19 protein-coding genes are annotated in these 23,005 nt (G+C 50.4%); 7 read left to right on the top strand and 12 right to left on the bottom strand.

Translation table 11 applies throughout. From position 1 onward, the window contains the following. Positions 1-209 precede the first annotated feature (209 nt). Entirely contained in the window at positions 210-3,074 is a 2,865-nt protein-coding gene (locus LZP69_RS14195; RefSeq protein WP_234201377.1) for a TonB-dependent receptor domain-containing protein, read from the top strand. Positions 3,075-3,238: 164 nt separating this feature from the next. On the opposite strand, the gene LZP69_RS14200 is transcribed toward LZP69_RS14195, so the two are convergent. The 6 genes from LZP69_RS14200 to leuA form a co-directional block, all read right to left on the bottom strand. Beyond that, on the bottom strand, positions 3,239-3,694 hold the full coding sequence (locus LZP69_RS14200) for a nuclear transport factor 2 family protein (protein ID WP_234201378.1): 456 nt from the start codon (positions 3,692-3,694) through the stop codon (positions 3,239-3,241). 229 nt (positions 3,695-3,923) lie between these two features. After that, entirely contained in the window at positions 3,924-5,276 is a 1,353-nt protein-coding gene (locus LZP69_RS14205; protein ID WP_234201379.1) for an outer membrane protein transport protein, read from the bottom strand. 521 nt (positions 5,277-5,797) lie between these two features. Beyond that, a complete protein-coding gene (gene leuD, locus LZP69_RS14210; protein ID WP_234201380.1) occupies positions 5,798-6,403 on the bottom strand; it encodes a 3-isopropylmalate dehydratase small subunit in 606 nt (201 codons plus the stop codon). 8 nt (positions 6,404-6,411) lie between these two features. Further along, positions 6,412-7,812 (bottom strand): 3-isopropylmalate dehydratase large subunit, encoded by a 1,401-nt coding sequence (gene leuC, locus LZP69_RS14215; RefSeq protein ID WP_234201381.1) that lies wholly within the window; start codon positions 7,810-7,812, stop codon positions 6,412-6,414. Beyond that, a complete protein-coding gene (gene leuB / locus LZP69_RS14220; RefSeq protein WP_234201382.1) occupies positions 7,813-8,907 on the bottom strand; it encodes a 3-isopropylmalate dehydrogenase in 1,095 nt (364 codons plus the stop codon). Positions 8,908-8,955: 48 nt separating this feature from the next. Continuing rightward, on the bottom strand, positions 8,956-10,527 hold the full coding sequence (leuA, locus tag LZP69_RS14225; protein WP_234201383.1) for a 2-isopropylmalate synthase: 1,572 nt from the start codon (positions 10,525-10,527) through the stop codon (positions 8,956-8,958). Between the two features lie 502 nt (positions 10,528-11,029). On the opposite strand from leuA, the gene LZP69_RS14230 reads away from it, so the two are divergent. Further along, positions 11,030-12,769, top strand: a complete 1,740-nt coding sequence (locus tag LZP69_RS14230; protein WP_234201384.1) for a tetratricopeptide repeat protein — start codon at positions 11,030-11,032, stop codon at positions 12,767-12,769. Here LZP69_RS14230 and recQ read toward each other — a convergent pair. Next, complete coding sequence (gene recQ, locus LZP69_RS14235) at positions 12,766-14,616, bottom strand: DNA helicase RecQ (protein WP_234201385.1); 1,851 nt, start codon at positions 14,614-14,616, stop codon at positions 12,766-12,768. The two genes, LZP69_RS14230 and recQ, sit on opposite strands and share 4 nt — an antisense overlap. Positions 14,617-14,822: 206 nt before the next feature. Here recQ and LZP69_RS14240 point away from each other — a divergent pair, with 206 nt between their 5' ends. Both LZP69_RS14240 and rarD read left to right on the top strand, forming a co-directional pair. Further along, entirely contained in the window at positions 14,823-15,299 is a 477-nt protein-coding gene (locus tag LZP69_RS14240) for a thioesterase family protein (protein ID WP_234201386.1), read from the top strand. A gap of 164 nt (positions 15,300-15,463) precedes the next feature. Continuing rightward, positions 15,464-16,357 (top strand): EamA family transporter RarD, encoded by an 894-nt coding sequence (gene rarD / locus LZP69_RS14245; RefSeq protein WP_234201439.1) that lies wholly within the window; start codon positions 15,464-15,466, stop codon positions 16,355-16,357. On the opposite strand, the gene LZP69_RS14250 is transcribed toward rarD, so the two are convergent. The 5 genes from LZP69_RS14250 to radC form a co-directional block, all read right to left on the bottom strand. After that, positions 16,328-16,867, bottom strand: a complete 540-nt coding sequence (locus LZP69_RS14250) for a hypothetical protein (protein WP_234201387.1) — start codon at positions 16,865-16,867, stop codon at positions 16,328-16,330. The two genes, rarD and LZP69_RS14250, sit on opposite strands and share 30 nt — an antisense overlap. Before the next feature lie 207 nt (positions 16,868-17,074). Beyond that, positions 17,075-18,403: an amino-acid N-acetyltransferase gene (argA, locus tag LZP69_RS14255; protein WP_234201388.1), complete on the bottom strand. Its 1,329-nt coding sequence runs from the start codon at positions 18,401-18,403 to the stop codon at positions 17,075-17,077. A gap of 338 nt (positions 18,404-18,741) precedes the next feature. Next, positions 18,742-18,915, bottom strand: coding sequence for a 50S ribosomal protein L33 (gene rpmG, locus LZP69_RS14260; RefSeq protein WP_012275560.1), 174 nt, complete (start codon positions 18,913-18,915; stop codon positions 18,742-18,744). Between the two features lie 6 nt (positions 18,916-18,921). Beyond that, on the bottom strand, positions 18,922-19,158 hold the full coding sequence (rpmB, locus tag LZP69_RS14265) for a 50S ribosomal protein L28 (RefSeq protein ID WP_011867275.1): 237 nt from the start codon (positions 19,156-19,158) through the stop codon (positions 18,922-18,924). Between the two features lie 123 nt (positions 19,159-19,281). Beyond that, positions 19,282-19,959, bottom strand: coding sequence for a RadC family protein (gene radC / locus LZP69_RS14270; RefSeq protein WP_234201389.1), 678 nt, complete (start codon positions 19,957-19,959; stop codon positions 19,282-19,284). Between the two features lie 206 nt (positions 19,960-20,165). Between radC and coaBC the strand changes: the two genes are divergently transcribed. From coaBC to slmA, 3 genes are all read left to right on the top strand, one after another. Then, positions 20,166-21,371 (top strand): bifunctional phosphopantothenoylcysteine decarboxylase/phosphopantothenate--cysteine ligase CoaBC, encoded by a 1,206-nt coding sequence (coaBC, locus tag LZP69_RS14275; protein ID WP_234201390.1) that lies wholly within the window; start codon positions 20,166-20,168, stop codon positions 21,369-21,371. After that, positions 21,368-21,826: a dUTP diphosphatase gene (gene dut / locus LZP69_RS14280; protein WP_234201391.1), complete on the top strand. Its 459-nt coding sequence runs from the start codon at positions 21,368-21,370 to the stop codon at positions 21,824-21,826. The genes coaBC and dut overlap by 4 nt, the downstream gene beginning before the upstream one ends. A gap of 105 nt (positions 21,827-21,931) precedes the next feature. Then, positions 21,932-22,525, top strand: a complete 594-nt coding sequence (gene slmA, locus LZP69_RS14285) for a nucleoid occlusion factor SlmA (RefSeq protein WP_234201392.1) — start codon at positions 21,932-21,934, stop codon at positions 22,523-22,525. Positions 22,526-23,005 lie beyond the last annotated feature (480 nt).

Here is a 23,005-nt window from a genome sequence, read left to right on the forward strand (position 1 = left end):
GGTTTGCTGAATTTCTTGCCATACTTGCCACTTTTTTACTTTCATCAGCAAACTTTTTTTTACACCTTCAACATGCTTGATTGTACAATTTTGTAACATTTCCCTGTTTACACCTACCAGGATGTGTGACATTTTGTATTCGCTATACAACAAAATCTATACAAATAAGCAATAAAATCACAACAATAAAGATAAAAGGGAGATCCTCTATGATAACTCAGCGACGTCTAGCTGATGCTATTCGCTTTTCTTTGTTTGCGGCCGGTAGCATGGCTGCCCTATCCATGACCACGTCTGCGATAGCTGCCGAACAAGCCCAGGAAGAGGCAAAAATTGAAAAAATCGAAGTCACAGGTTCACGTATCTATCGTGAAGGTGCTATCGCCCCAAGCCCAGTGACAGTGATCAGTGGTGAAGAGCTTACCAACAGCGGCGCCACCAACATAGGTGAAGCGCTTAACGAACTACCCGCCCTAGCCAGTACCTATTCACTCTCTAACCAGTCCTCCTCTATCGGTACTGCGGGTCTTAACCTGCTGGATCTCCGCGGTATGGGTGCCTCAAGAACCTTGGTACTGGTTGATGGCAAACGCCATGTATCGAGCAGTCCAGGTTCAGCTTCTCTGGATGTCAACACCATTCCAACAGATTGGGTAGAAAGCGTAGAGATTATCACAGGTGGCGCCTCGGCCATTTATGGTGCGGATGCGGTTACCGGCGTTGTGAACTTCAAGATGAAACAGCGTATTGATGGCCTGAATGTCAATGCAATTGCGGGTGCCGGTGAAGAAGGTGGCTTTAACAATCAAAAATTCAACATCAGTTTTGGTAGTGACTACGCAGATGGCCGCGGTAACGCCGCCATATCGGTGGAATATGCACAGCAAAACAGCCTAGATGTGTTAGATCGTGAGCAAACAGCAACCTCTTGGGCTAACTTGGATAACCCAACTGGTGAAACAATCAAAGTATTAACACCAAATGCAGGTTATTTTGCCATCAGTAACGCTGGTACCGTAGGTTTCTTCGGCGGTACACCAGGCCTTTATACCTTCTTGCCCGATGGCACTCCAGTTCCAGTCGGCACAGGTACAATTCAAAGTGGCGGCGTCCTGTGTGGCGGACAAGACTGTGACTATATCAACCTGAACCAATGGTCACAGCTGCAACCAGAATTTGACCGTACAACGGTTAACTTCAAGACTAACTATGACTTTACCGATAACCTAACGGGTTATTTCGAAGCCAAGTGGAGCCAGACTAACGCAACCACTAACTTCCAACCAGCCTTCTTCTTCTTTGACCCAACGACCTTGGTTACACGTGATAACCCCTACATTCATGCAGATCTTGGCGCTCTGATGGATCAAGCTGGTCTGGGTTATGTCGTGGTTAACCGCTTTATGACAGATTTGGGACCACGTATCGAAGATAACGAACGTACCACACAACGCTATGTTGCAGGGCTGCAAGGCGTAGTGATGGAAGAGTGGGACTTGGATGCCTATGCCATTTACGGTCAGACAAAGCAGACACGTGCTAACAGTAACAACTTGATCACTGACAACTTTGCCAAATCTGTTGATGCTATCCGCAACGCTAACGGCGATATCGTCTGTCGTGACACTGCCGCACAGGCTGCTGGCTGTGTGCCAGTCAACCTGTTCGGTGACGGCGCAGTAACGGCAGAAGCTGCTGACTGGTTCAGCACAACCTCTGTTGGTACTGCGACTATTAAACAAACTGTACTTGGCGCTTCACTGTCAAACTCAGGCCTGTTTGAACTACCTGCCGGTATGGTCGGTTTTGCCGCTGGTATGGAATACCGTAAAGAAGAGAGTCAAACCAAGGAAGATCCCTTTGCAGCTAGTGGGGCAACCTTCTTTAACGCCATCCAGGATGAAGGCGGTGAGTTCGACGTAACAGAAGTGTTCGCCGAAACCTCTATACCTCTGCTTGAAGATCTGCCAGGCATTAAAAACCTGACCTTCGATGCGGCTATCCGCTATGCGGATTACTCAACCATTGGAGATGCCACCAGCTGGAAACTGGGTCTGGACTGGAGCATTGTTGACTCATTGCGTTTACGTTCAACCCTATCAACGGCACTGCGTGCGCCAAATATTGGCGAGTACTATGGTGCACAATCGCAGAACTTCTTCCGCGTAACAGACAGCTGTAAAGCGAGCAACCTGGCTAACTTAACACCAGAGCAGTTCGCTACACGTTCGGCAAACTGTGCGGCCTTAGGTATCCCAACGACCTTCGACTCAAGCTATGACAGTGCAACACTGGCAGGCACTTCAGGCGGTAACGATCAACTAAAACCAGAAGAGTCAGACAGCTACACTGTAGGTTTTGTATTCCAACCTTCTTACCTAGAAGGCTTCACTATGACAGTGGACTACTGGAATATTGAGATCACCGAAGCGATCGCCAATATCTCGGCTCAGGACATTGTCAATCGTTGTGTGGATTCATCGACCGGTATCAACAACCAGTACTGTGCGCTAATCACCCGTGATCCAACTAGCTTTGAGATCACCGACATCGAACAGACGGTGCAAAACGTGGCCAAGCAAGAAGCTTCAGGTGTGGACTTCGAGCTAGGTTACAACTTCCCTCTGATGGGTGGCGACCTACACACCAGCCTGCTCGGTACCTATCTGATAGAGCGTAACGAATATCCATTCCAGGATGATGCGAGCGACTATGAAGAATATGCCGGTACTACAGGTGAAGCGCAGTGGCAAGGACAGTTAAGCCTTAACTACACCATTGATGCCTGGGGCGTAAACTGGAAGACACGTTATCTGGATTCTGTGGATCTGTACACTAAACAGTTCAACGACAACTACAACGTGCCTTACTCAACCGTGATGACCTATGATGCTTATACTATCTCTGATATGTCGGCGTCTTACACCATGGACAATGGTCTAAAGTTTGGTCTTGGGGTGAATAACCTGTTTGATGCTGAACTGCCAACCGGCAGCACAGGTACAGGTGCTGGTAGCGCCAGCTATGACAACATCGGCCGCTTCTACTACCTGAGCATCAGCTATCAGATGTAATGCTTAGCGGTTAAACGATACTAAAAGCCCCGGTTAACCGGGGCTTTTTCATTAGGGAGCAAGATGCTAAAGATAAGGCTAAAGATAAAGTACGCAAGATTTCATCGCTTCAATCACTCAGCTATACAATTCAACTCAAGCAAATCGGGCCTATCTAAACAGCCTTACTGCTCTGATTCTAATTTCGCCTCGGCGTCTGTATCACAACTATGGGCGGGCAGATACCAAAACTCGGCAATTTTGCCATCCTGGATCCTGAAATTGCCTATGCTGCACTGGCTCAAATGCTCACCATCTGCTTGCCATTTTACCCGCTCAACTATGCTGACATAGGCGTCTGAGGCGATCATCTCTATGATATCTGCCTGAGGTTGCTCTAAGGTGGCAAAGTAATCTGTCATCGCCGCGCCAAACTGCGCCTTACCCGAGGTTTCCACCTCGACCTTATCGCCATTGATATGCATCCAGCGCACATCCTCGGTCAGGTTTTGCAGCATGGCCTCTACACTGTGCTGGTTATAGTCCGCGATAAATTGCCTGACCACACTTGATGACTGTGATTCGGCCTGGGCCGATAATGAAAATAGCGCCATGGCGCCAGCGAGTAGCAGGGGTTTCATAATGACCTCTTATTTGAGAAGTTCACCTAACAGCAAACGGACAGATAAGCATACTATCGAGAGTTAATAGGCTAATAGGGTTGATCAGATTGATAAAAAATACCTTGGTAATTAGAGGAATATAATCCGCTTAAGTTCAGAACTCCATCTATAAATCACTAAAAATAAGCCCTGCATCATGCAGGGCTCAATAAAATTTTATTCACACAGCTTGGGTCAGGCTAAACCATTACATCTTATAACTGAGCTGAGCACCCACTAACCAGACATCGCCTCGGGTCTCACCATTAAAGCTGACCTGCGCCATATTCAGCAGAGTCATCTCCTCATTAATCGGTGCTTCGCCAACGGCCTTAATATAGGTTACCCCCATATCTAGCAACAGAGTGGGAGCAAGCTGATACCCTGTTCCCACACTAAGCCATAATCTATCTGAGTCAGGAATGGTGATAGTGCGATGCTCATCATCCACGGCCGTCTTATCCAGGGCGACACCGGCACGTAGACTCCAAGTATTACTCAGCCAATAGCTGCTACCCAGAGCAAAACGCCAGCTGTCTTTAAAGTTTTCCTCTTTTACCAAGTCTGAGGCTATATCACCCACAGGCTTCTGCTGGCCGGGGAAATAGGCCACCAGCTGCTTAAACACATGCCACTGAGTCCAGTTCACACTGGCATGCAAAGCCCAGTTGTCGGTTAATTGGTGGTAAGATGCCAGCTCAGTAAATGCTGGTAACTCTAACGGCACATAACCTTCAATCTGCCAATCCTGCCCCCCATCGTACACCACTCCGCCAGCATAACCGTCGAGCTCAAGTTTTACGCCGCTATGGTAGGCAAGCCCCAAGCGGTGAGCCGGGTTAATTTGCCAACTGGCGCCCAGTTTCCACCCTAGGGCAATATCATCACCCTCCATGGTTTTAAGGCTCGAACCTGCAGGCGGCAATGCCACTGTAATGGCAACCGGCACACCTGGGATCGCCTTAATAGTGTCTATCCAGGCTGGCGCCGAAGCCGAAATTTTTCCATCGCCATAAACCAAGCGTAATCCGGCTCCCACCGACAGATCTTCTGTCAACTGATACGCCAAATTGGGATTAAACTCCACGGTTGTGACCGCCGTTTCATTACCGAAAATAGCCGTGGCATGGGTATCTGCGACCCCGGTCGCTAATCCATAATGAGAATTGACTGCCAACCCCAAATACCATTGTTCACTAAGCTGTTGTGAATAGTAAAAATTAGGCACAAGCGCATTGTCAGCGACATCATTAGCATCGCCCGCTATTGTGATCGTCTGCCCACCGAGCAGGGGAGATGCTAAGTTCACTTCTCCTTCAATATCCACATTGGGCATCACATAAATGCCACCAAAGGAAAACTGCTGTCCCTGCAGCTGAGTTAAGAGGGCGGGGTTTCGTCCCTGAGCCGAAGCGTTGTCGGCCATTGCGGCCTCGCCCGCGAATGCACGACCTAAACCGGTTGCCGAATACTCAGCGAGCTGAAAACCCGCCGCGTGAAGGTGGAATACAGGGGCGTATATCGCCGCCGTAAGGGCGAGGGAAACAATCTTTTTTTTCATCTTGACTCACTTAAGGTAAAACAACTAGCAAAAGCTAGAGCATTAACTCCATTTAATAGTGAGCGCAGTCTACTGATACAGAATATCTTTACAAGACAAGAAATAAATTAAGCGGATTTATCTATACAATTACAAAATAAAAACATTTAAAACTACCCAATTACTCTTTCAAACAGAAATTAGAGCCAAAATAAAGACACACTATTCGCTAATAGATGATTTTACAGATTAATAAATAAAACAAATATCAATTAAAATTAACTTGTTAAAATAAAAATCACGCATCACACCTGTGCTGCTTTACCATGAAAAAAGCCCAGCATAAATCACTAGATAACCTACAGCCGGCTGTCATAGCCATAAAAAATGTATCTATAACATTGAAATAAATGAAATTATCTTCGTTAGATTAGTTTATTGCAGGGATTTAAAACAAAGCCAGCTGACCCTATTGGTCAACTGGCTTTATTGGCTAAATTTGCTTAGTACAAGTGTTCGCTAAATTCAAACAAGCAAAATACCTAACTTCGCCAAGCGGGGATCTGCGCTTCATACTGGGTGATCTTATCGTCATAGCCTAGGCTGATCCCTATGGCGTCCAGGCCGTGGAGCAAATTATGCCGAGCAGATTCTGCTATCTGAAAATCAAAGCAAGCGCCTGAGGGAGAAGTGACAGTCAGCGCCTTTAAATCGACTGTGATCTGCGCGCCATACTGGGCGCTTACCTCATCCATCAGCTGCTGCACCTCTAACTCGGTTAATCTGACTGGCAAGAGGCCATTATTAATGGCATTGCCATAGAAGATATCGGCAAAACTCGGCGCAATGATCACACGCAAGCCAAAATCGGCTAACGCCCAGGGCGCATGCTCCCGACTGGAACCACAACCAAAGTTCTCCTTTGCCAAGAGGATGGAGGCGCCAACATAGCGCGGCTGATTCAGACTGAACTCGGGATTAGGATTATCGCCTGCATCATCAAGATAGCGCCAGTCGTGAAACAGGTGCACACCAAAGCCATCCCGGGTCACCTTAGATAAAAACTGCTTGGGGATGATCTGATCCGTATCTATGTTGGCACTATCTATGATGGCGGCCAAACCTGTATGGGTAGTAAATGCTTGCATCATGGCTCCTAGTAATCTTTACGAATATCGACAAAGTGTCCCGCCACCGCAGCGGCCGCGGCCATTGCCGGACTCACCAGGTGAGTGCGACTGCCGCGTCCCTGACGCCCTTCAAAATTGCGGTTACTGGTAGAGGCGCAGCGATCACCAGCCTCCAGCCTGTCATCGTTCATCGCCAGACACATGGAGCAGCCTGGCAAACGCCACTCGAAGCCCGCCTCGATAAAGATCTTATCCAGACCTTCCGCCTCGGCCTGCGCCTTCACCAGACCCGAACCGGGCACCACAATGGCCGTGACCCCCTCGGCCACCTTACGTCCTTTGGCTTGCAAAGCCGCCGAGCGCAGATCTTCGATGCGCGAATTGGTACAGGAGCCGATAAACACCTTATTAATGCTCACGTCTGTCATAAGAGTGCCGGGTTTAAGGGCGATATATTCCAGCGCCTTTTCGATACTCGTGCGCGCCGTGGGATTGCTGGCATCCAGAGGGTTCGGCACTGCCTGATCGATAGCCACGACCTGCCCGGGGTTAGTGCCCCAGGTCAGCTGCGGCGCGATATCGCTGCCATTTAAGATCACATGGGCATCAAACTGAGCATCCTCATCACTTTTAAGAGTTTTCCAATAACTCACTGCGGCATCCCACTCGCTGCCTTTAGGGGCAAATTCGCGCCCCTCAAGATAGGCGATTGTGGTCTCGTCCGGCGCTATCATCCCCGCCTTGGCGCCCATTTCGATGGCCATATTACAAACCGTCATCCGCCCCTCCATGGAGAGGCTGCGAATAGCTTCGCCGCAGAACTCAACCACGAAACCCGTGCCGCCATCCATGCCTATCTTGCCGATGATCGCAAGCACAATATCTTTGGCCGTGATCCCCTCACTCACCCGCCCTTTCACCTCAATTTTCATCGTCCTTGCTTTGAGCTGACGCAGAGTTTGGGTGGCCATCACATGCTCAACTTCCGAGGTGCCTATGCCAAAGGCCAGCGCGCCAAAGGCGCCGTGGGTCGCGGTATGGGAATCGCCGCAGACGATCACAGTGCCGGGCAGAGTGATCCCAAGCTCTGGACCCATCACATGGACGATTCCCTGATTTTTATGGTGAATATCATAGAGGCGCACCCCAAACTCTTTACAGTTTTGCGCCAGGGTTTCTACCTGGGTGCGTGCCATTGGACTCAGGGCATCGAGACTGGCGCTCTTGGTGGAGGTATTGTGATCCATGGTCGCGAAGGTTTTGTGTGGCGCACGCAGTTTGCGTCCCGCCACTTTTAAACCGCTAAAGGCCTGAGGTGAAGTCACCTCATGTACTAGGTGCCTGTCCACATAGATAAGCGGCGCCTCTCCCTCTGGCTCGGCAACCAGATGACTCTGCCATACCTTTTCATAAAGTGTCTTCGCCATTTATTTTGCCTCTCTGATCGCCTGCGCGATGTAATCGCCCATCTCTTTAGTGGTTTTACGCTGCCCCTGCTCACTGGCGGGTAACAGCTCTGAAGTTAGATAGCCGTTGCTCAACGCCTTGGCCACCGCCATCTCTATCGCCTGAGCGGGCGCCTCCAGTTTCAGACTATGGCGCAGCAACAAAGCGGCCGATAAAATTTGTGCAATGGGATTGGCTATTCCTTGCCCGGCAATATCCGGCGCGCTGCCTCCGGCCGGTTCATAGAGACCAAACCCCTGACTGTTTAGACTGACAGAAGAAAGCAGGCCCATGGAACCTGTCAGCATGGCAATCTCATCTGAGATAATGTCGCCAAACAGGTTAGAGCAGAGCATCACGTCGAAATCGAAAGGACGGCGCAGCAGCTGCATGGTGGCATTGTCGATATAGATGTGCTCTAAGGTGACATCGGGATAGTCCTTGGCCACCTCTTCGACCACCTCACGCCAGAGCACAGAGCAGGCCAGCACATTGGCCTTGTCCACCGAGGTGACTTTGCCACGTCTTCCCTGAGCTGCCTCGAAGGCTATCTTGGCAATTCTTCTGATCTCCCTGCGGCTATAGCGCATGGTATCGAAGGCTTCTTCCGCTTCGCCCTCGCCCTGACGCCCCTTAGGTTTACCAAAGTAGATCCCGCCGGTTAACTCGCGCACACAAAGCACATCAAAACCTTGGACTGAGATATCGGCCCGCAGCGGCGACATGTGCTCTAGGCCATTGTGTAACTTGGCCGGTCGCATATTGCAAAACAGTTCAAAATGACCACGCAGCGGCAGCAAGGCACCCCGCTCCGGCTGGTCGTTGGGCGGCAGGTGTTCCCATTTGGGGCCGCCAACCGAGCCAAACAGAATCGCATCGGCCGCCTCACATCCTTTTAGGGTCGCTTCTGGTAAGGGGCAGCCATGCTTGTCGATCGCGGCGCCGCCTACTTCATATTCACTGTACTCAATATTAAGATCGAAACGCTCCTCGACTGCCCCTAACACTTTACGCGCTTCTGCCATCACCTCTGGCCCGATGCCATCGCCGGCAAGAACTGCTATTTGATAACTCATAGAACACATTACTCCCTGTTTAATCTCACTTAAATCTGCTGCTTATGCTTATACACCGCCAAGGGCTGTGCGTTTCTGTTGGATGCGATTTTTACTCTCTGCGACCTGATCCGCCCTGTGGGTCAGGTTCATCACATGGATCAGCGCCTGCGCCGAGGCCTCGACCACATCGGTCGCCAGCCCAAGACCATGGAAATTCTGACCAAGATAATTAGCGGTAATGTCCACCTGTCCTAGGGCATCTTGACCTTCGCCCTTGGCACTTAATTTGTAGCTAGAGAGATTAATCTTGCAGCCGCTGGCGCGGGTGATGGCGTTATAGGCCGCATCGACAGGGCCATTACCAGTGGCTGCTTCGGTCACTATGCTGTCACCCACCTGCAGACTGACTGTGGCCGTGGCCTGCCCCTGAGTCGAGTCGGCATGCACTACCAGCTGCGGCAACACATAGTGGTTTTCCTCCACCGCCTGAGCATTCATAAACACTAAGGCTTCTAGGTCATAATCGAATACCTGCCCCTTCTTGTCGGCCAGGTTTAAAAATGCCTCGTAAAGCTGATCCAGATCGTAATCCTGCTCGCCGTAGCCCATCTCCTGCATGCGATGCTTAATCACATGGCGACCGGAGCGTGAGGTCATATTCAGTGTGTTTCGATTCAGGCCAATGCTTTCCGGCGTCATGATTTCATAAGTATTTTTTGCCTTTAACATGCCGTCCTGATGTATGCCCGATGAGTGAGTAAAGGCATTGGCGCCCACTATCGCTTTGTTCGCCTGGATAGGCATATTACAAAGCTGACTGACCAAACTTGAGGTGCGGTGGATCTCTTTAGCCCGTATGCCTGTCTCTAATCCCAACATATCTTTACGGGTTGCGATGATCATGGCGATCTCTTCCAAAGAACAGTTACCGGCGCGCTCACCTATGCCATTGATTGTACATTCGATCTGCCGCGCACCTTGCTGCACCGCACTGATAGAGTTGGCAACAGATAAGCCCAAATCGTCATGGCAATGGACTGAAATCACCGCCTGATCGATATTGGGCACACGATTAAACAGGGTCTGGATAATACCGCCAAATTCGCTCGGCACTGTGTAACCCACAGTGTCGGGAATATTGATTGTCTTTGCCCCAGCGTTAATGGCCGCTTCAACCATACGGCACAGGTTATCTATCGGGGTGCGCCCCGCATCTTCACAGGAAAACTCCACATCATCGGTGAAACGGCGGGCATATTTGACCGCGCCGACCGCCATCTCCAATACCTGATCGAACGAACGCTTTAATTTACTCTGCACATGAATATCGGAGGTGGAGATAAAGGTGTGGATACGGAACTGCTCCGCCACAGACAAGGCTTGCGCTGCGGCATCGATATCTTTTTCCAGGGCCCGAGATAACCCACAGACTCGGCTGTTCTTGACTGTGCGGGCTATGGTTTGCACCGATTCAAAGTCTCCCGGCGAAGAGACAGGAAAGCCCACTTCCATCACATCGACACCCAGACGTTCGAGTGACAATGCGATCTGTAATTTCTCCTTTACCGATAGGCTGGCGGCTAACGCCTGCTCACCATCTCTTAGGGTCGTATCAAATATTATCACTCGGTTAGACATCTACTTTCTCCATCAAGATTGAGTCGCTATCTGACTTTCCATTGCCCCACAAACAAAAAACCCCGCGATGTTAGGCGCGGGGTTTATGAATGCTGGGTGTGTTATTAAGCGTGCAGCACTACATTCTCCGCGCAGGATCTGCGAGAGTGAGAATGAGGAGGCTGAGTTGTGCACGGTTAATTGTCATAGCTTGAATTTCAGTTTTACTTTCACAAACGTTAATTAATGATTCACTTTTTCCTTTGAACGTTTAATTTTTAACTGCTGTTGTTTTAATAGTCAACCTTAATTTTCGGCAACAGCCCAATTTGCGCCGCAAAGCTTATTATTCACTGGCATCTTACGCCCTCCCCGCTTGCAGATAACGAATGTGCAGTCACATACTAGGGACGGCGATTTACTCTGCCCTAAACGATATATTTTTTATGCAATTACCTACAAATTATAGGTATAATCCCGCGAGTAATGGCTTACTTGGCAATTGGTTTTGGAGTTTTATAAAATGGATTTTCGTTGCATAGTGCTCTTGCTTAGCCTCTGGCTGGCACCGGCGTGGGCCGACACTATGACTGAGCTGAATGATTTAGCTGACAAAGTATATCAATATCCCAGCGACACCCTGTCAGGACTGAGCCGATTAGAACATGACGATGAGCTGCAAAAATCATCAGCAGCAGCGCAATTCAGAGCGGCATTATTGAAGTGTGAGGCCTATGTTCAGCTCGGTGAAAATGAAGCTGCAATCAATTTGGCACGCTTAAATAATGCCAAAGCCAGATCAGACAATATCCCGCAGGCGGGGCCCTATTTCTTAAACTGCATGGCCGCAGCTTATATCAATTATGGCGACCTAGGTCAGGCCCTGACCTTAGTCGATACTGCCATTTTTCAATCCCGTGAGTTGCAACAAGCCGCGTCCCTGGTCAATGGTCTCCTGCTCAGAGCGCGCATCAGTATCCAGATGAGTGACAAGGATAACGCCTTGGAAGATCTGCGTCTGGCCCAAGATATCTACCTGGATGCAGAGCGGCAGGTCGACTGGATAGTCCCGCCCCAAGCCTATATTCAACTCACAATGGCACAACTGTTACTGTTAAAGGGCGAACTGAATCCAGCTTTTTTTCTTGCTAAACACGCCCTGAAACATCCACAAGTTACAGGAAAGGTTAAATTAGCCGCCTTGCTAGATCTGGCCAAAATTGCCCATCTTAATCAAGAGTTCAGCATCCGGGATGAAACCCTCTTAGCGGCCAAAACCTTAACGCCTGAGCTGGCCAGTGCCACTGAGCTGGCCGAATATTACACTCAGCTGGCCGAGGTTGAGTTTCTGCGTGATAACCATAAAACCGCCCTGCAAATGCTCAACATCGCACTCAACACCTTTAAAGAGCAGAAGAAGATTCATTATACCCAGCGGGCGAGTCGCCTATTGGCTCAAATTTATCTGGCCGACAATGAGGTAGAATCCGGCTTAAGTGTGATGCAACAGGTGATTGATAACGCTCGGCGCAGCAATCAATATGATGAGCTGGTCGCCTGCTATCAGATATTGAGCGACTATTTTGTCGCCGCTGGCGATTTTCAGCAGGCCTATCGCTACCAGCTGGAACGTTTTAATGCCGCGAAAAAAAGAGACGAGCAACTTAAACGTACTCGGCAGGAACAAGTGAAGACACAACTGAGCCATTATCAGCAAAGGCTGCAAAACACAGCGTCACAATCAGGCTCGTTAACCAACACTCTGAACTACAACACGCTTCTTCTTATCGGCTTATTACTGCTGTTGCTCATCATCCTTATCCTGTTCATTTCGCGCCCGGGCGCTAAGGCGAAACTGCCGTTGCGTGAGGCCCAGCTTACCTTAAGCGAGAAAATGGACGTATTGCTTTCGACGGCCAAACAGCTGGCGTTTCCCCTGACGCTACTACAAATCAATGTTGCGGCAATACCACAGGACGATATCGCCCAGTTAATTACCGATCTGCAGAGCAAGCTGCGCCGGCAGGATATCTTGCTCCATAACCGCGGGGCAAACATACTTATCATGCTGCCATTTACCTCCGAAAACGGTGCAACAGGACTGATTAATCAGCTCGAAGAGATGCTAGTGCCCCTGCAACTGAGTAGAAAACTTGCCATCGGCATGGCCTCGATGCAACAACATGACAGCCTGAATTCACTGATAAAACGGGCGAATATGGATCAGCTCAGCCGCTATAACGAAAGGCGTATAACGGGTTAAAGGCTGGACTTGCCCTCGGTGAGATAGTCATTAATCTCATCGAGGAACTCGCCGCCAAAGCGGTTGAGTTTGGTTTCTCCCACACCATTAACCGCCAGCATCTCGCCTGGGCTTGTGGGTAACATGGCGGCCATCTCCGCTAAGGTGGCATCGTTAAATACCAGATAGGGTGGCACATCCAGCTCTTCAGCGAGGGTGCGGCGCAGGAGTTTTAAGCGCGCAAATAGCTTCCTGTCGTAACTCAGTGGTGCCCGACTGCTGGAGCGGCGCTTGATCGGATTCGTTAAGATGATCCTCGGCTCGGCCAGCTGCAGCGGGATCTCGCCTTTGAGTACGGCTCTCGCCTGAGGATTAAGTTTGATCGACGAGCCTCGGGTAATATCCTGACTGGCAAAACCTAAGTGGATTAACTGACGGGTAATACTCAGCCAAAACTCATGGCTCTTCTCTTTGCCTATGCCCCAGGTGGATAACTTGTCATGGCCTCTGTCCACCACGCTGGCAGCTCTAGACCCCCTCAATACCTCGATAAGGTGATTGATACCGAAGGTCTGCTGTAACCTGAAGATACAAGAGAGCACCTTCTGCGCATCCTCCACGCCATCATAACGCTTAGGCGGGTCGAGACAGATATCGCAGTTACCGCAGGGCTCTGAGGCACTCTCATCGAAATAGTGCAGCAGCACCTGTCGCCGACAGGTTTGCGCCTCAGCAAAGGCCGCCATGGTATGCAGTTTATGGAACTCGACTTGCTGCTGCGGCCCTGGCTCAAGCTGCTCGATAAGATGGCGCACCCGGCCGATATCGGCGGGGTCAAACAGCATTAACGCCTCGGCGTCCAGACCATCACGCCCGGCGCGTCCTGTCTCCTGATAATAGGCTTCTATGCTCTTGGGGATATCGTAATGCACCACAAAACGCACATTGGACTTATTAATCCCCATGCCAAAGGCAACCGTTGCCACCACAATTTCCAGCTGATCTTTTAAAAAGCGATCCTGAATATCGGCGCGCTCTTCTTGCTTCTTGCCCGCGTGATAACCATCGGCTTTATACCCCTGCAGGCGCAGACGCTCGGCCACCTCATCGACCCGGCGGCGACTGCTGCAATAGATGATGCCACTGTTACCATTTTGCGCCTGAATAAACTGCCGTAGCTGATTGGCCGCATTGAGTTTTTCTGCCACCGTATAGCGGATGTTGGGACGGTCGAAACTGGTGAGCAGCACATAGGGAGCAATGCCTAAACGCTGACAGATATCTTCACGGGTCGCCTGATCGGCCGTGGCCGTCAGCGCCATCACAGGCACGGCGGGGAAAAGCTGTTTCAGTTGGCCTAGGGCGGCATATTCGGGCCTGAAATCGTGACCCCATTGGGAGATGCAGTGGGCCTCATCGATGGCAAACAGCGAGAGGGGAAGGTGTTTAAGCCGCTCAATAAAACTGGGCATCAGCAGACGTTCGGGAGAAACATAAAGCAGCTTAAGCTCACCACTGTGTAAGCGAGAAAACAGCTGCTGCGCCTCTTCCCTTGGCAAGGATGAATTCAGATAGCCTGCGGCCACCCCCATCTGTTTTAGGCTGTCGACCTGATCTTTCATCAATGAGATAAGCGGCGATACCACGACTGTCAGACCCGGCATCAGCAGCGCCGGTAGCTGATAGCACAGGCTCTTGCCGCCACCCGTCGGCATAATGACCAAGGTGTCCTGACCTAGAAAAGCCTGATCCATCACCTCACGCTGGCCCTCTCTGAAGGTGCGATAGCCAAACACCGCCTGCAAAGTCGTTGCAAGCGGATCCATATCTTCAACTCTCGGGGCTATGGTGCTGACGCTGGCGTCCATCTCATCTCATTTTTAGTAATAAGGCCGCCTATTCTAATCAAGCGGGGCGGTCTTGTCTCGGCTAGCGGCAGATTTACTGTCACTTTTCTTATCCCCTAAGCACTGGCGACCACTTAGACGGAATACCTGTTTAAAAAAGCGACAAGCCGCTGTTATTTGTACACAATTAGCGATAGGTTATTAAGCAAATACAGGGAGTAATTAGCATGACTCAAGCGAGTATCACCCAAGTTCAACAAGAGATGATCACGACAGTTGCCGACATTTTCAGCCACAAGATGCCCTTTAATAATCTGCTGGGGCTCGAGATCTTGCGTTACGACATAACGGCGACCGAAGTCAGCTTTAAGATGCAAGACAGCTTAATCGGCAATATCCACCATAAAATCTTACATGGCGGCGTCACCGCAACTGTGCTGGATGTGGTTGGCGGAATGACGGCGTTTGCAGGCCTAGTAGCCAGCCGCAATGATTGGCAACTGGATGAACTGATAGCCCGGCTGCAAACGTTAAGCACAATCGACCTGCGCATCGATTTCCTGCGCCCAGGACGCGGACACCTTTTTACCGGCACAGGCACAGTGATCCGTGCCGGCAACCGGGTATCTGTGTGTCGCATGGAGCTGCATAACGAACTAGGCGATCATATCGCCTTCGGTACCGGCACCTATATGGTGGGGTAACTGCAGATGGGCAGCAACTGACGATGTAAACAGAACGGGACTCGGCTGGCAGATAAATACTACGCTAGCTTGGCCCCTTTAGTCACGCTATCCCTTGAGTCCTATCTCATTGCCACCTACAATGCCCTCCCCCAAGCTAAGATCACAAGATGAATCACAAGACCATGGCTGACACCGAACATCGTAAAGGCATAATGCTGGCAATTTGCGCCTACTGTCTTTGGGGCGTTGCTCCTATCTACTTTAAACTCTTGAATGAGATTTCAGCTACCGAGATCTTAGTCCATCGGGTGATCTGGTCATTTGTCTTTATGGTGATCCTGATGCAGTTCATCGGCGGATTTGGCAAACTCAGGCAGCTGTTTAAGCAGCCGAAACAGCTGGGGATTTTAAGCATCACCTCGGCGCTAATCGCCGGTAACTGGCTGCTGTTTATCTGGGCTGTGAATAATGATCATATGCTGGATGCCAGCCTGGGATACTTTATCAACCCGCTGTTTAATGTGTTGCTGGGTATGCTGTTCTTAAGTGAAAGGCTACGCAAACTACAATGGTTTGCTGTGACACTTGCCTTTATCGGTGTGATGGTGCAGCTGATCTCTTTCGGTTCGATCCCGCTGGTCTCACTAGCCTTAGCCGGCTCATTTGGATTTTATGGATTACTGCGCAAGAAAGTGAAGGTCGATGCCAAGACAGGTTTATTGGTTGAAACCGCCCTCTTGATGCCAGTGGCGCTCTTCTACCTGTTTACAACCTTAGACAGTGCCAGCGCCAGCATGCTGACCAACAGCCTTGATATGAACCTGCTGCTGATGGCCGCAGGGGTGGTCACCTCTGTGCCGCTGCTCTGTTTTGCCGGGGCTGCAACCCGGATTCCCCTGTCTATGCTGGGCTTTTTTCAGTATATCGGCCCCAGCATCATGTTCATTCTGGCCATCAGCCTGTTCAATGAACAGTTCGATTTAGAAAAAGGGGTGACCTTTGTCTTTATCTGGAGTGCGCTGGTTATCTTCTCTCTGGATATGGTGTTACAAAGTCGGCGCCGACAGCGCGGCTAATAAGGCCTCAGGCTGAGTCACACTCAGGATCAACAGGTATCCCTCACTCGTTGGGATCATCAGGATATGGCGACTGCCGGTCACATTCAGCAGCGCCTTATCACTGCCAAACCGTTCATCTTTAAGCTTAAACCAGCCGAGCCTGTACTCCACCAGCGCCACACCATTACTGCGATAAAACAGCTCGGACGTATCGCTATCACCTAAATCGATTATTCGCGCCTCGGCCAGCGTCAGGCTGGCCAGCGGCAGTTGGGTTCCATAGAGCGGAATATTGAGCTCCAGCTGCCCGTCACGCACTGTGACATTGGCATTTTGAGCCTGATAATAGACCCAAGTGAGCAGACCAAGCACAAACAGCACCATGCCAAAAGAGGCGGACTTGGCCGTGGCCGGCATAGGCTTCACCTTGAGTAGCACCAGCAACAGCCCTATCCCCAGCAGCAGGGAAAGATAAGCTATCTGAGTGGATGTATCGAAAGGTAAAAAGTCAAATACCTGTGTCGCCATCTCGGCACTAACCTCTTGAAGGTAAAATGGATGCAAAGCAAGATAATCAGTTATTCTCTCCAGTGCAAGTCGCTCTAAAACCAAGCAAGCCTATAACAGAGAAACCACCCTGAGGTGGTTTCTGTGCGCTGTCATCTTTCGAGACAAAATTGTCATCATGCGAGGCTCATACAGTAAAGCAAACCCGCTGAAGCCATTTTGGTAAATCTAGTCCTGCTGAAGATCCAGCGCTAAAATCTTGGATTTACGCTGATAGTTATACAGCTGCTTTTTCTTATTGGGCAGCGCATCCACTTCCACTATCTGGAACCCATGCTCTAGGAACCAGTGAATACTGCGGGTCGTCAGGGCAAACAGACGGGAATATCCGCGTACCTTGGCCTGATTGATAATGTTCTTCAAAAGCACGCTGCCGCGATCCGCATCGCGGTATTCTGGATGCACCACCAGACAAGCAAACTCTCCGGCGTTGTCCTCCTCAAAGGGATAGAGTGCCGCGCAGCCTATCACCAAGGAGTCACGCTCAATCAGCATAAACTGCTCTATCTCCATCTCCAGCTGTTCGCGGGAACGCCTTACCAGCACACCGCTCTGTTCCAGCGGACGAATGAGATCTAAAATCCCGCCGATATCGGCAATGGTTGCCCGGCGCAGACGCTCGGCACTCTCGATCACTATCTGAGTACCAATACCATCACGGGAGAACAGCTCCTGCAACAGGGCGCCATCGTTGAGGTAACTGACAAAGTGACAACGGGAAACGCCGTTGCGACAGGCATCGATACTGGCCTGCAGGAAGGCGCGCGAGCCGATGCACCAATCGTCTTCATCGGTCAGTTCAGACAAAATTCGCTGTGCATCGGTTGGCATCAATTCTGCGATCACCTCACCGTCACTGTCGAGGATCCCCTCTTTATCGCTAAAGCCTATCATCTTATCGGCCCTGAGCTTGACGGCGATCTGAGTCGCTACCTCTTCGGCGGTAAGATTAAAGCTCTCGCCCGTCACTGAGGCCGCTACCGGGCCTAACAGCACTATGCCGTGGCTGTCGAGCTGACGCTTGAGGCCCTGCACATCGATTCGGCGCACCTTGCCACTCAGGCAATAATCGACGCCGTTATCCACCCCGAGCGGCTGAGCGATCACGAAGTTACCGCTGACCACGTTGATCTGAGTGCCCTGCATTGGGGTATTGCTCAGGCTCATCGACAGGCGCGCCGTGATATCCAGCTGCAATCCGCCGACCACCTGTTTGATCACTTTCAGGGAATCTTCATCGGTAATACGCACGCCGTTGTAATATTCCGGCTTGAGATTATGCTGCATCAGGGCTTCATCAATCTGTGGTCTAGCACCATGCACCAGCACTATCTTGATGCCAAGACTGTGCAGCAGCGCAATATCATTAATGATGGAGCGAATTTTGTTTTGTGCCAGTGCTTCGCCACCTAGCATCACTACAAATGTCTTCCCCCTATGTGCATTAACATAGGACGCGGAATGACGAAACCCTTCAACCAACTCAGTCGTGCGCACCTGTGAACCCTCTAAAGTTCAATAAATAACCAGCGAATGTGCCGCTATTGCGATAAAAACCCGATGATATTGCATTTAAATTCATTTTGAAAGCATTTGTTTTCATCGATTGCCATTTGTTTACAATGAAGAAAGCATAGTCAATTTATAGGCTTATGGCGATTATATTGTGCTGATCCCTCAAGCATTCTCACAAGGGAGATGATTGAGTATCCATGCTGAATTCAAGTCGCTGCTGTAAATCCCCACACAGTGCAGCGATCAAGCCAAATTGCGGCAATAAAAAACCCCACTTGGATGAACCGAGTGGGGTTTTGCAGAAAACTGAAAATCAGTAATTATTTGATTTTAGCTTCTTTGTACATAACGTGCTGACGAACAACAGGATCAAATTTCTTGATCTCCATCTTTTCAGGCATGTTACGCTTGTTCTTTTCTGTTGTGTAGAAGTGACCAGTGTTAGCGCTAGAAACTAACTTGATCTTCTCACGGTTACCTTTAGCTTTAGCCATGGTCTATTATACCTTCTCACCACGGGCACGAAGTTCAGCAACAACAACTTCGATACCTTTTTTATCAATAATACGCATACCTTTAGTAGATACACGTAGTTGAACGAAACGCTTTTCGTCTTCTAACCAGAAACGGTGGTTCTGTAGGTTAGGTAAAAAACGACGACGAGTCGCGTTCTTAGCATGCGAACGGTTGTTACCAACCATAGGCTTCTTGCCAGTAACTTGGCATACTCTTGACATGTCAATCTTCTCCAAAAACAATATAACGCTCGAGCATTAATGTACCTCGAATATGGCCGTCGCCCGAGGCACACAAAGAGGGCGCATTTTATACAGGATCTAAAAGTAAAGATCAAGGGATATTCAATCTATCCATCCCCTCTCTGCAAACGAAACAATCTCTCGATCCCCTACAACCATGTGGTCTAGAAGGGAAACATCAATAGTCGCCAACGCGTTTTTCAATCGCTCAGTTATTCGCCGATCAGCCTGACTTGGCTCCGCAACGCCTGATGGGTGGTTGTGGCAGACAATGACTGCAGCGGCTTTCTTCTCAAGCACTAGACCTACCACTTCGCGTGGATAAACCGAGGCTGAATCTATAGTGCCACGGAACAATTCAACGAATTGAATAACTCTGTGTTGGCTATCGAGTAACAAGATGGCAAACACTTCATAAGCACGATCCGCTAATTGTCTCATTAAATAGTCCCGAGTTAAATCAGGATCGGTTAAAATTTTGCCTCTTTGTAGATTTTCTTTCGAAATTCGCTTGCCGATCTCGATGGCGGCCTGCAATTGGGCATATTTTACCGCCCCCACACCGGCGATCGCGCACATTTCATGCTGACTGGCTGCCATTAACGGCCGCAAGCCGCCAAAGTGGCTTATCATGGTTCGGCCCAAGGCGACAGCGCTCTGTCCCGGTAAACCGTTTCGAAGCAGCACTGCAAGCAATTCGGCATCAGATAACTGCATCGCCCCGTGGCGCAGTAATTTCTCCCGCGGTCCCTCTCCCTCCGGCCAATCTTTAATTGCCATCACAACCTCCCTGTTGCTCGCCTAGCCTTCAACCTAGCCTTCAACCTAGCCTTCAACCTAGCCTTCAACCTAGCCTTCAAATTCAGGTCTCAGGCTTTTATAGAGATATTGAGTATGGCCTAGTTTTTAAAAACTTGTATGCTCTACTTAGCTGCCGGTTGTGGTATGGTTAGCCCGAAACAATCCAAGACCCAATAACGCGATTAATGATCATGATGAGTCTAACAAACAAAAACATAGTGCTGGGGATCGGCGGTGGAATTGCCGCCTATAAATCTGCCGATTTGGTCAGACGACTCAAAGAGCGCGGCGCCGATGTCAGGGTGGTGATGAGTCAAAGCGCTCAGGAGTTTATTACCCCTTTGACCCTGCAGGCACTCTCGGGCCATCCTGTGGCCACCGACCTGTTAGACCCGGCAGCCGAAGCCGCCATGGGCCATATCGAGCTGGCGCGCTGGGCCGATCTGGTGCTTATTGCGCCGGCAACCGCTAATCTTATCGCCCGTATCCATGCCGGTATGGCCGATGAACTGATCACCACCACTTGTCTTGCCACAGAGGCACCTGTGGTGCTCTGCCCGGCGATGAATCAGCAGATGTATCGCAACCAAGCCACCCAGGACAACCTGGCCGCACTGCGCCGCCGTGGACTCACCATCTGGGATCCCGCATCTGGCAGTCAGGCCTGTGGCGAAGTCGGCCCAGGGCGCATGCAGGAGCCGCTGGAGATTGCCCAGCAGGTGGAACACTTCTTTGCACCTAAGCTGCTGCAAGGCGTGTCGCTGCTGCTGACCGCCGGGCCGACCCGTGAGGCGATCGACCCCGTGCGTTATATCTCCAACCACAGCTCAGGCAAGATGGGCTTTGCCCTCGCCAAGGCCGCAGCAGAGATGGGCGCCAAGGTCACCCTGGTCAGTGGCCCTGTGAATCTGGACACCCCGGCGAACGTCAAGCGTATCGATGTGAAATCGACCCAGGAGATGCTCGATGCCGTGCTGGCCGAGGTTAATCATCAGCAAATCTTTATCGGCTGCGCCGCCGTCTGTGACTATCGCATCGCCCAGGTCGCCGACGAGAAGATCAAGAAATCCGCCGATGAGATGGCGCTGGCCTTAGTGCGTAATCCCGATATTCTCGCAACCGTCGCCAGTCACACCCCAAGGCCCTTTACCGTGGGCTTTGCCGCCGAGACTCAGGATGTGGAACATTACGCCAAAGATAAGCTCAAGCGTAAAAAGCTGGATATGATCGCCGCCAACGATGTCTCCAATCCCGAACTTGGCTTTAACAGCGACAGTAACGCCCTCAAGGTATTCTGGGCTCATGGCCAGCAGGATCTGCCGGCCTGCGATAAACACAGCCTGGCGCAACAACTCTTAACCCTTATAGCAAAACAGATGAAGTCAGCATGAAGACGCCCATTGAACTGAAAATTCTCGACTCCCGTATCGGCTCACAATTCCCGCTTCCCGCCTATGCCACACCTGGCAGTGCCGGTATGGATCTTCGTGCCATGACAGATAACACCTTAGTGATTCAACCAGGTGAGACTCAGCTGATCCCGACGGGCATAGCCGTGCATGTGGCCGATCCCGGCCTTGCCGCCGTGATCTTGCCCCGATCGGGGCTGGGCCATAAACACGGTATCGTCCTGGGCAATCTTGTCGGCCTTATCGATTCTGATTACCAAGGGCCGCTCTTGGTCTCTTGCTGGAACCGAGGCAGCGAGCCGTTCACCTTAGAGGTAGGGGATCGACTGGCACAACTGGTATTTGTGCCCATAGTACAGGCCGAATTTACACTGGTGGATGAATTTGATAATTCAGAGCGCGGCGCGGGCGGTTTTGGTCACTCAGGTACCCGCTAAGTCATTACGCTAGCAACACACTAAAAACAAAGAAAATATAATAATAACAAGCGATGGCCACACAGAGTCCATCGCAAGACTTGTAATTGAGTAAAGGAAAACCAGATGGCTGCAAGCCCGAAACCGAATCGCCGTGAACACATACTCCAATGCCTTGCGACTATGCTGGAAACCAGCCCGGGACAGCGGATCACCACTGCCAAATTAGCGGCCGAGGTGGGTGTCTCTGAGGCGGCCCTCTATCGCCACTTTCCCAGCAAAGCTAGGATGTTTGAAGGCCTGATCGATTTCATTGAAGATTCCCTGCTGTCGCGCATCAACCTCATCATGGAAGAGGAAAAGGACACGATGAAGCGCTGTCAGCTGCTGTTGCAACTGCTGCTGATCTTTGCCGAGCGTAATCCAGGGATCTCCCGCGTCCTCAACGGCGATGCCCTGCTGGGTGAACATGAACGACTGCGCAGCCGCACCGGACAGATCTTCTCCAAGGTGGAAACTCACTTAAAACAGATCCTGCGCGAAAAAACCCTGCGTGAAGGCAGAGGCTTTAATCTCGATGAGACGATTTTAGCTAACTTGCTGCTTGCGGTTGCCGAAGGCCGTATCGCCCAATTCGTGCGCAGCGACTTCAAACAGAAACCCACCAGCCATTTTAACGAGCAGTGGAACTTTATCCAGCAGCAATTGCTGCAAAGCTAACTAACACCAATAACAACAGCGACCTGAATTGTACAGGTCGCACCCTATCCAAAACAGTATTGCACCACTATCCCTATAAGAAGTTGGTGATGGACGATGAGGCTCGCGGCTTCTATCAGGATGAACATAAGGCCAAGTATTTCTGCCAGACGATGTGTTCCCTTAAAGAAAACCTGCAACTCTAACTCCCAACCAACCCAAAGCCGATTGACCCAATCGGCTTTTTTGGTATTCCCCTATCAATTCTGGGTACAAATTAGGCGCAATTCAGGGTATGCTCCGTCCCCCGTCGTTATTAGGTTTATTGGATCGGGCGGGTTATACTCTTAGGTTAAACGGCAAAATATTAAAATCATTAACTATTTTGTCTAAAAGACATAAACCACTAGGGTCTGTTGACCTTTGCTGATGATTTTTGCAGCGAATTGTTGGGGTTTTATACAAGGCAGAGCCTTTGCGGTGTAGTTGTTCTACATAAAA

Origin of the sequence: Shewanella sp. AS1 (assembly GCF_021412565.1) — a bacterium.
Classification (GTDB): Bacteria; Pseudomonadota; Gammaproteobacteria; order Enterobacterales; family Shewanellaceae; genus Shewanella.

What these genes read in the sequence shown, in the direction of transcription:
- LZP69_RS14230 (WP_234201384.1), top strand. Translation starts at nt 11,030, where the DNA reads ATGGATTTTCGTTGCATAGTGCTCTTGCTTAGCCTCTGGCTGGCACCG.
- leuA (WP_234201383.1), bottom strand. Translation starts at nt 10,527, where the DNA reads ATGTCTAACCGAGTGATAATATTTGATACGACCCTAAGAGATGGTGAG.
- LZP69_RS14195 (WP_234201377.1), top strand. Translation starts at nt 210, where the DNA reads ATGATAACTCAGCGACGTCTAGCTGATGCTATTCGCTTTTCTTTGTTT.
- dut (WP_234201391.1), top strand. Translation starts at nt 21,368, where the DNA reads ATGAAGACGCCCATTGAACTGAAAATTCTCGACTCCCGTATCGGCTCA.
- leuD (WP_234201380.1), bottom strand. Translation starts at nt 6,403, where the DNA reads ATGCAAGCATTTACTACCCATACAGGTTTGGCCGCCATCATAGATAGT.
- slmA (WP_234201392.1), top strand. Translation starts at nt 21,932, where the DNA reads ATGGCTGCAAGCCCGAAACCGAATCGCCGTGAACACATACTCCAATGC.
- LZP69_RS14250 (WP_234201387.1), bottom strand. Translation starts at nt 16,867, where the DNA reads ATGGCGACACAGGTATTTGACTTTTTACCTTTCGATACATCCACTCAG.
- LZP69_RS14205 (WP_234201379.1), bottom strand. Translation starts at nt 5,276, where the DNA reads ATGAAAAAAAAGATTGTTTCCCTCGCCCTTACGGCGGCGATATACGCC.
- LZP69_RS14200 (WP_234201378.1), bottom strand. Translation starts at nt 3,694, where the DNA reads ATGAAACCCCTGCTACTCGCTGGCGCCATGGCGCTATTTTCATTATCG.
- LZP69_RS14240 (WP_234201386.1), top strand. Translation starts at nt 14,823, where the DNA reads ATGACTCAAGCGAGTATCACCCAAGTTCAACAAGAGATGATCACGACA.
- leuB (WP_234201382.1), bottom strand. Translation starts at nt 8,907, where the DNA reads ATGAGTTATCAAATAGCAGTTCTTGCCGGCGATGGCATCGGGCCAGAG.
- coaBC (WP_234201390.1), top strand. Translation starts at nt 20,166, where the DNA reads ATGATCATGATGAGTCTAACAAACAAAAACATAGTGCTGGGGATCGGC.
- radC (WP_234201389.1), bottom strand. Translation starts at nt 19,959, where the DNA reads ATGGCAATTAAAGATTGGCCGGAGGGAGAGGGACCGCGGGAGAAATTA.
- rpmB (WP_011867275.1), bottom strand. Translation starts at nt 19,158, where the DNA reads ATGTCAAGAGTATGCCAAGTTACTGGCAAGAAGCCTATGGTTGGTAAC.
- rpmG (WP_012275560.1), bottom strand. Translation starts at nt 18,915, where the DNA reads ATGGCTAAAGCTAAAGGTAACCGTGAGAAGATCAAGTTAGTTTCTAGC.
- rarD (WP_234201439.1), top strand. Translation starts at nt 15,464, where the DNA reads ATGGCTGACACCGAACATCGTAAAGGCATAATGCTGGCAATTTGCGCC.
- recQ (WP_234201385.1), bottom strand. Translation starts at nt 14,616, where the DNA reads ATGGACGCCAGCGTCAGCACCATAGCCCCGAGAGTTGAAGATATGGAT.
- leuC (WP_234201381.1), bottom strand. Translation starts at nt 7,812, where the DNA reads ATGGCGAAGACACTTTATGAAAAGGTATGGCAGAGTCATCTGGTTGCC.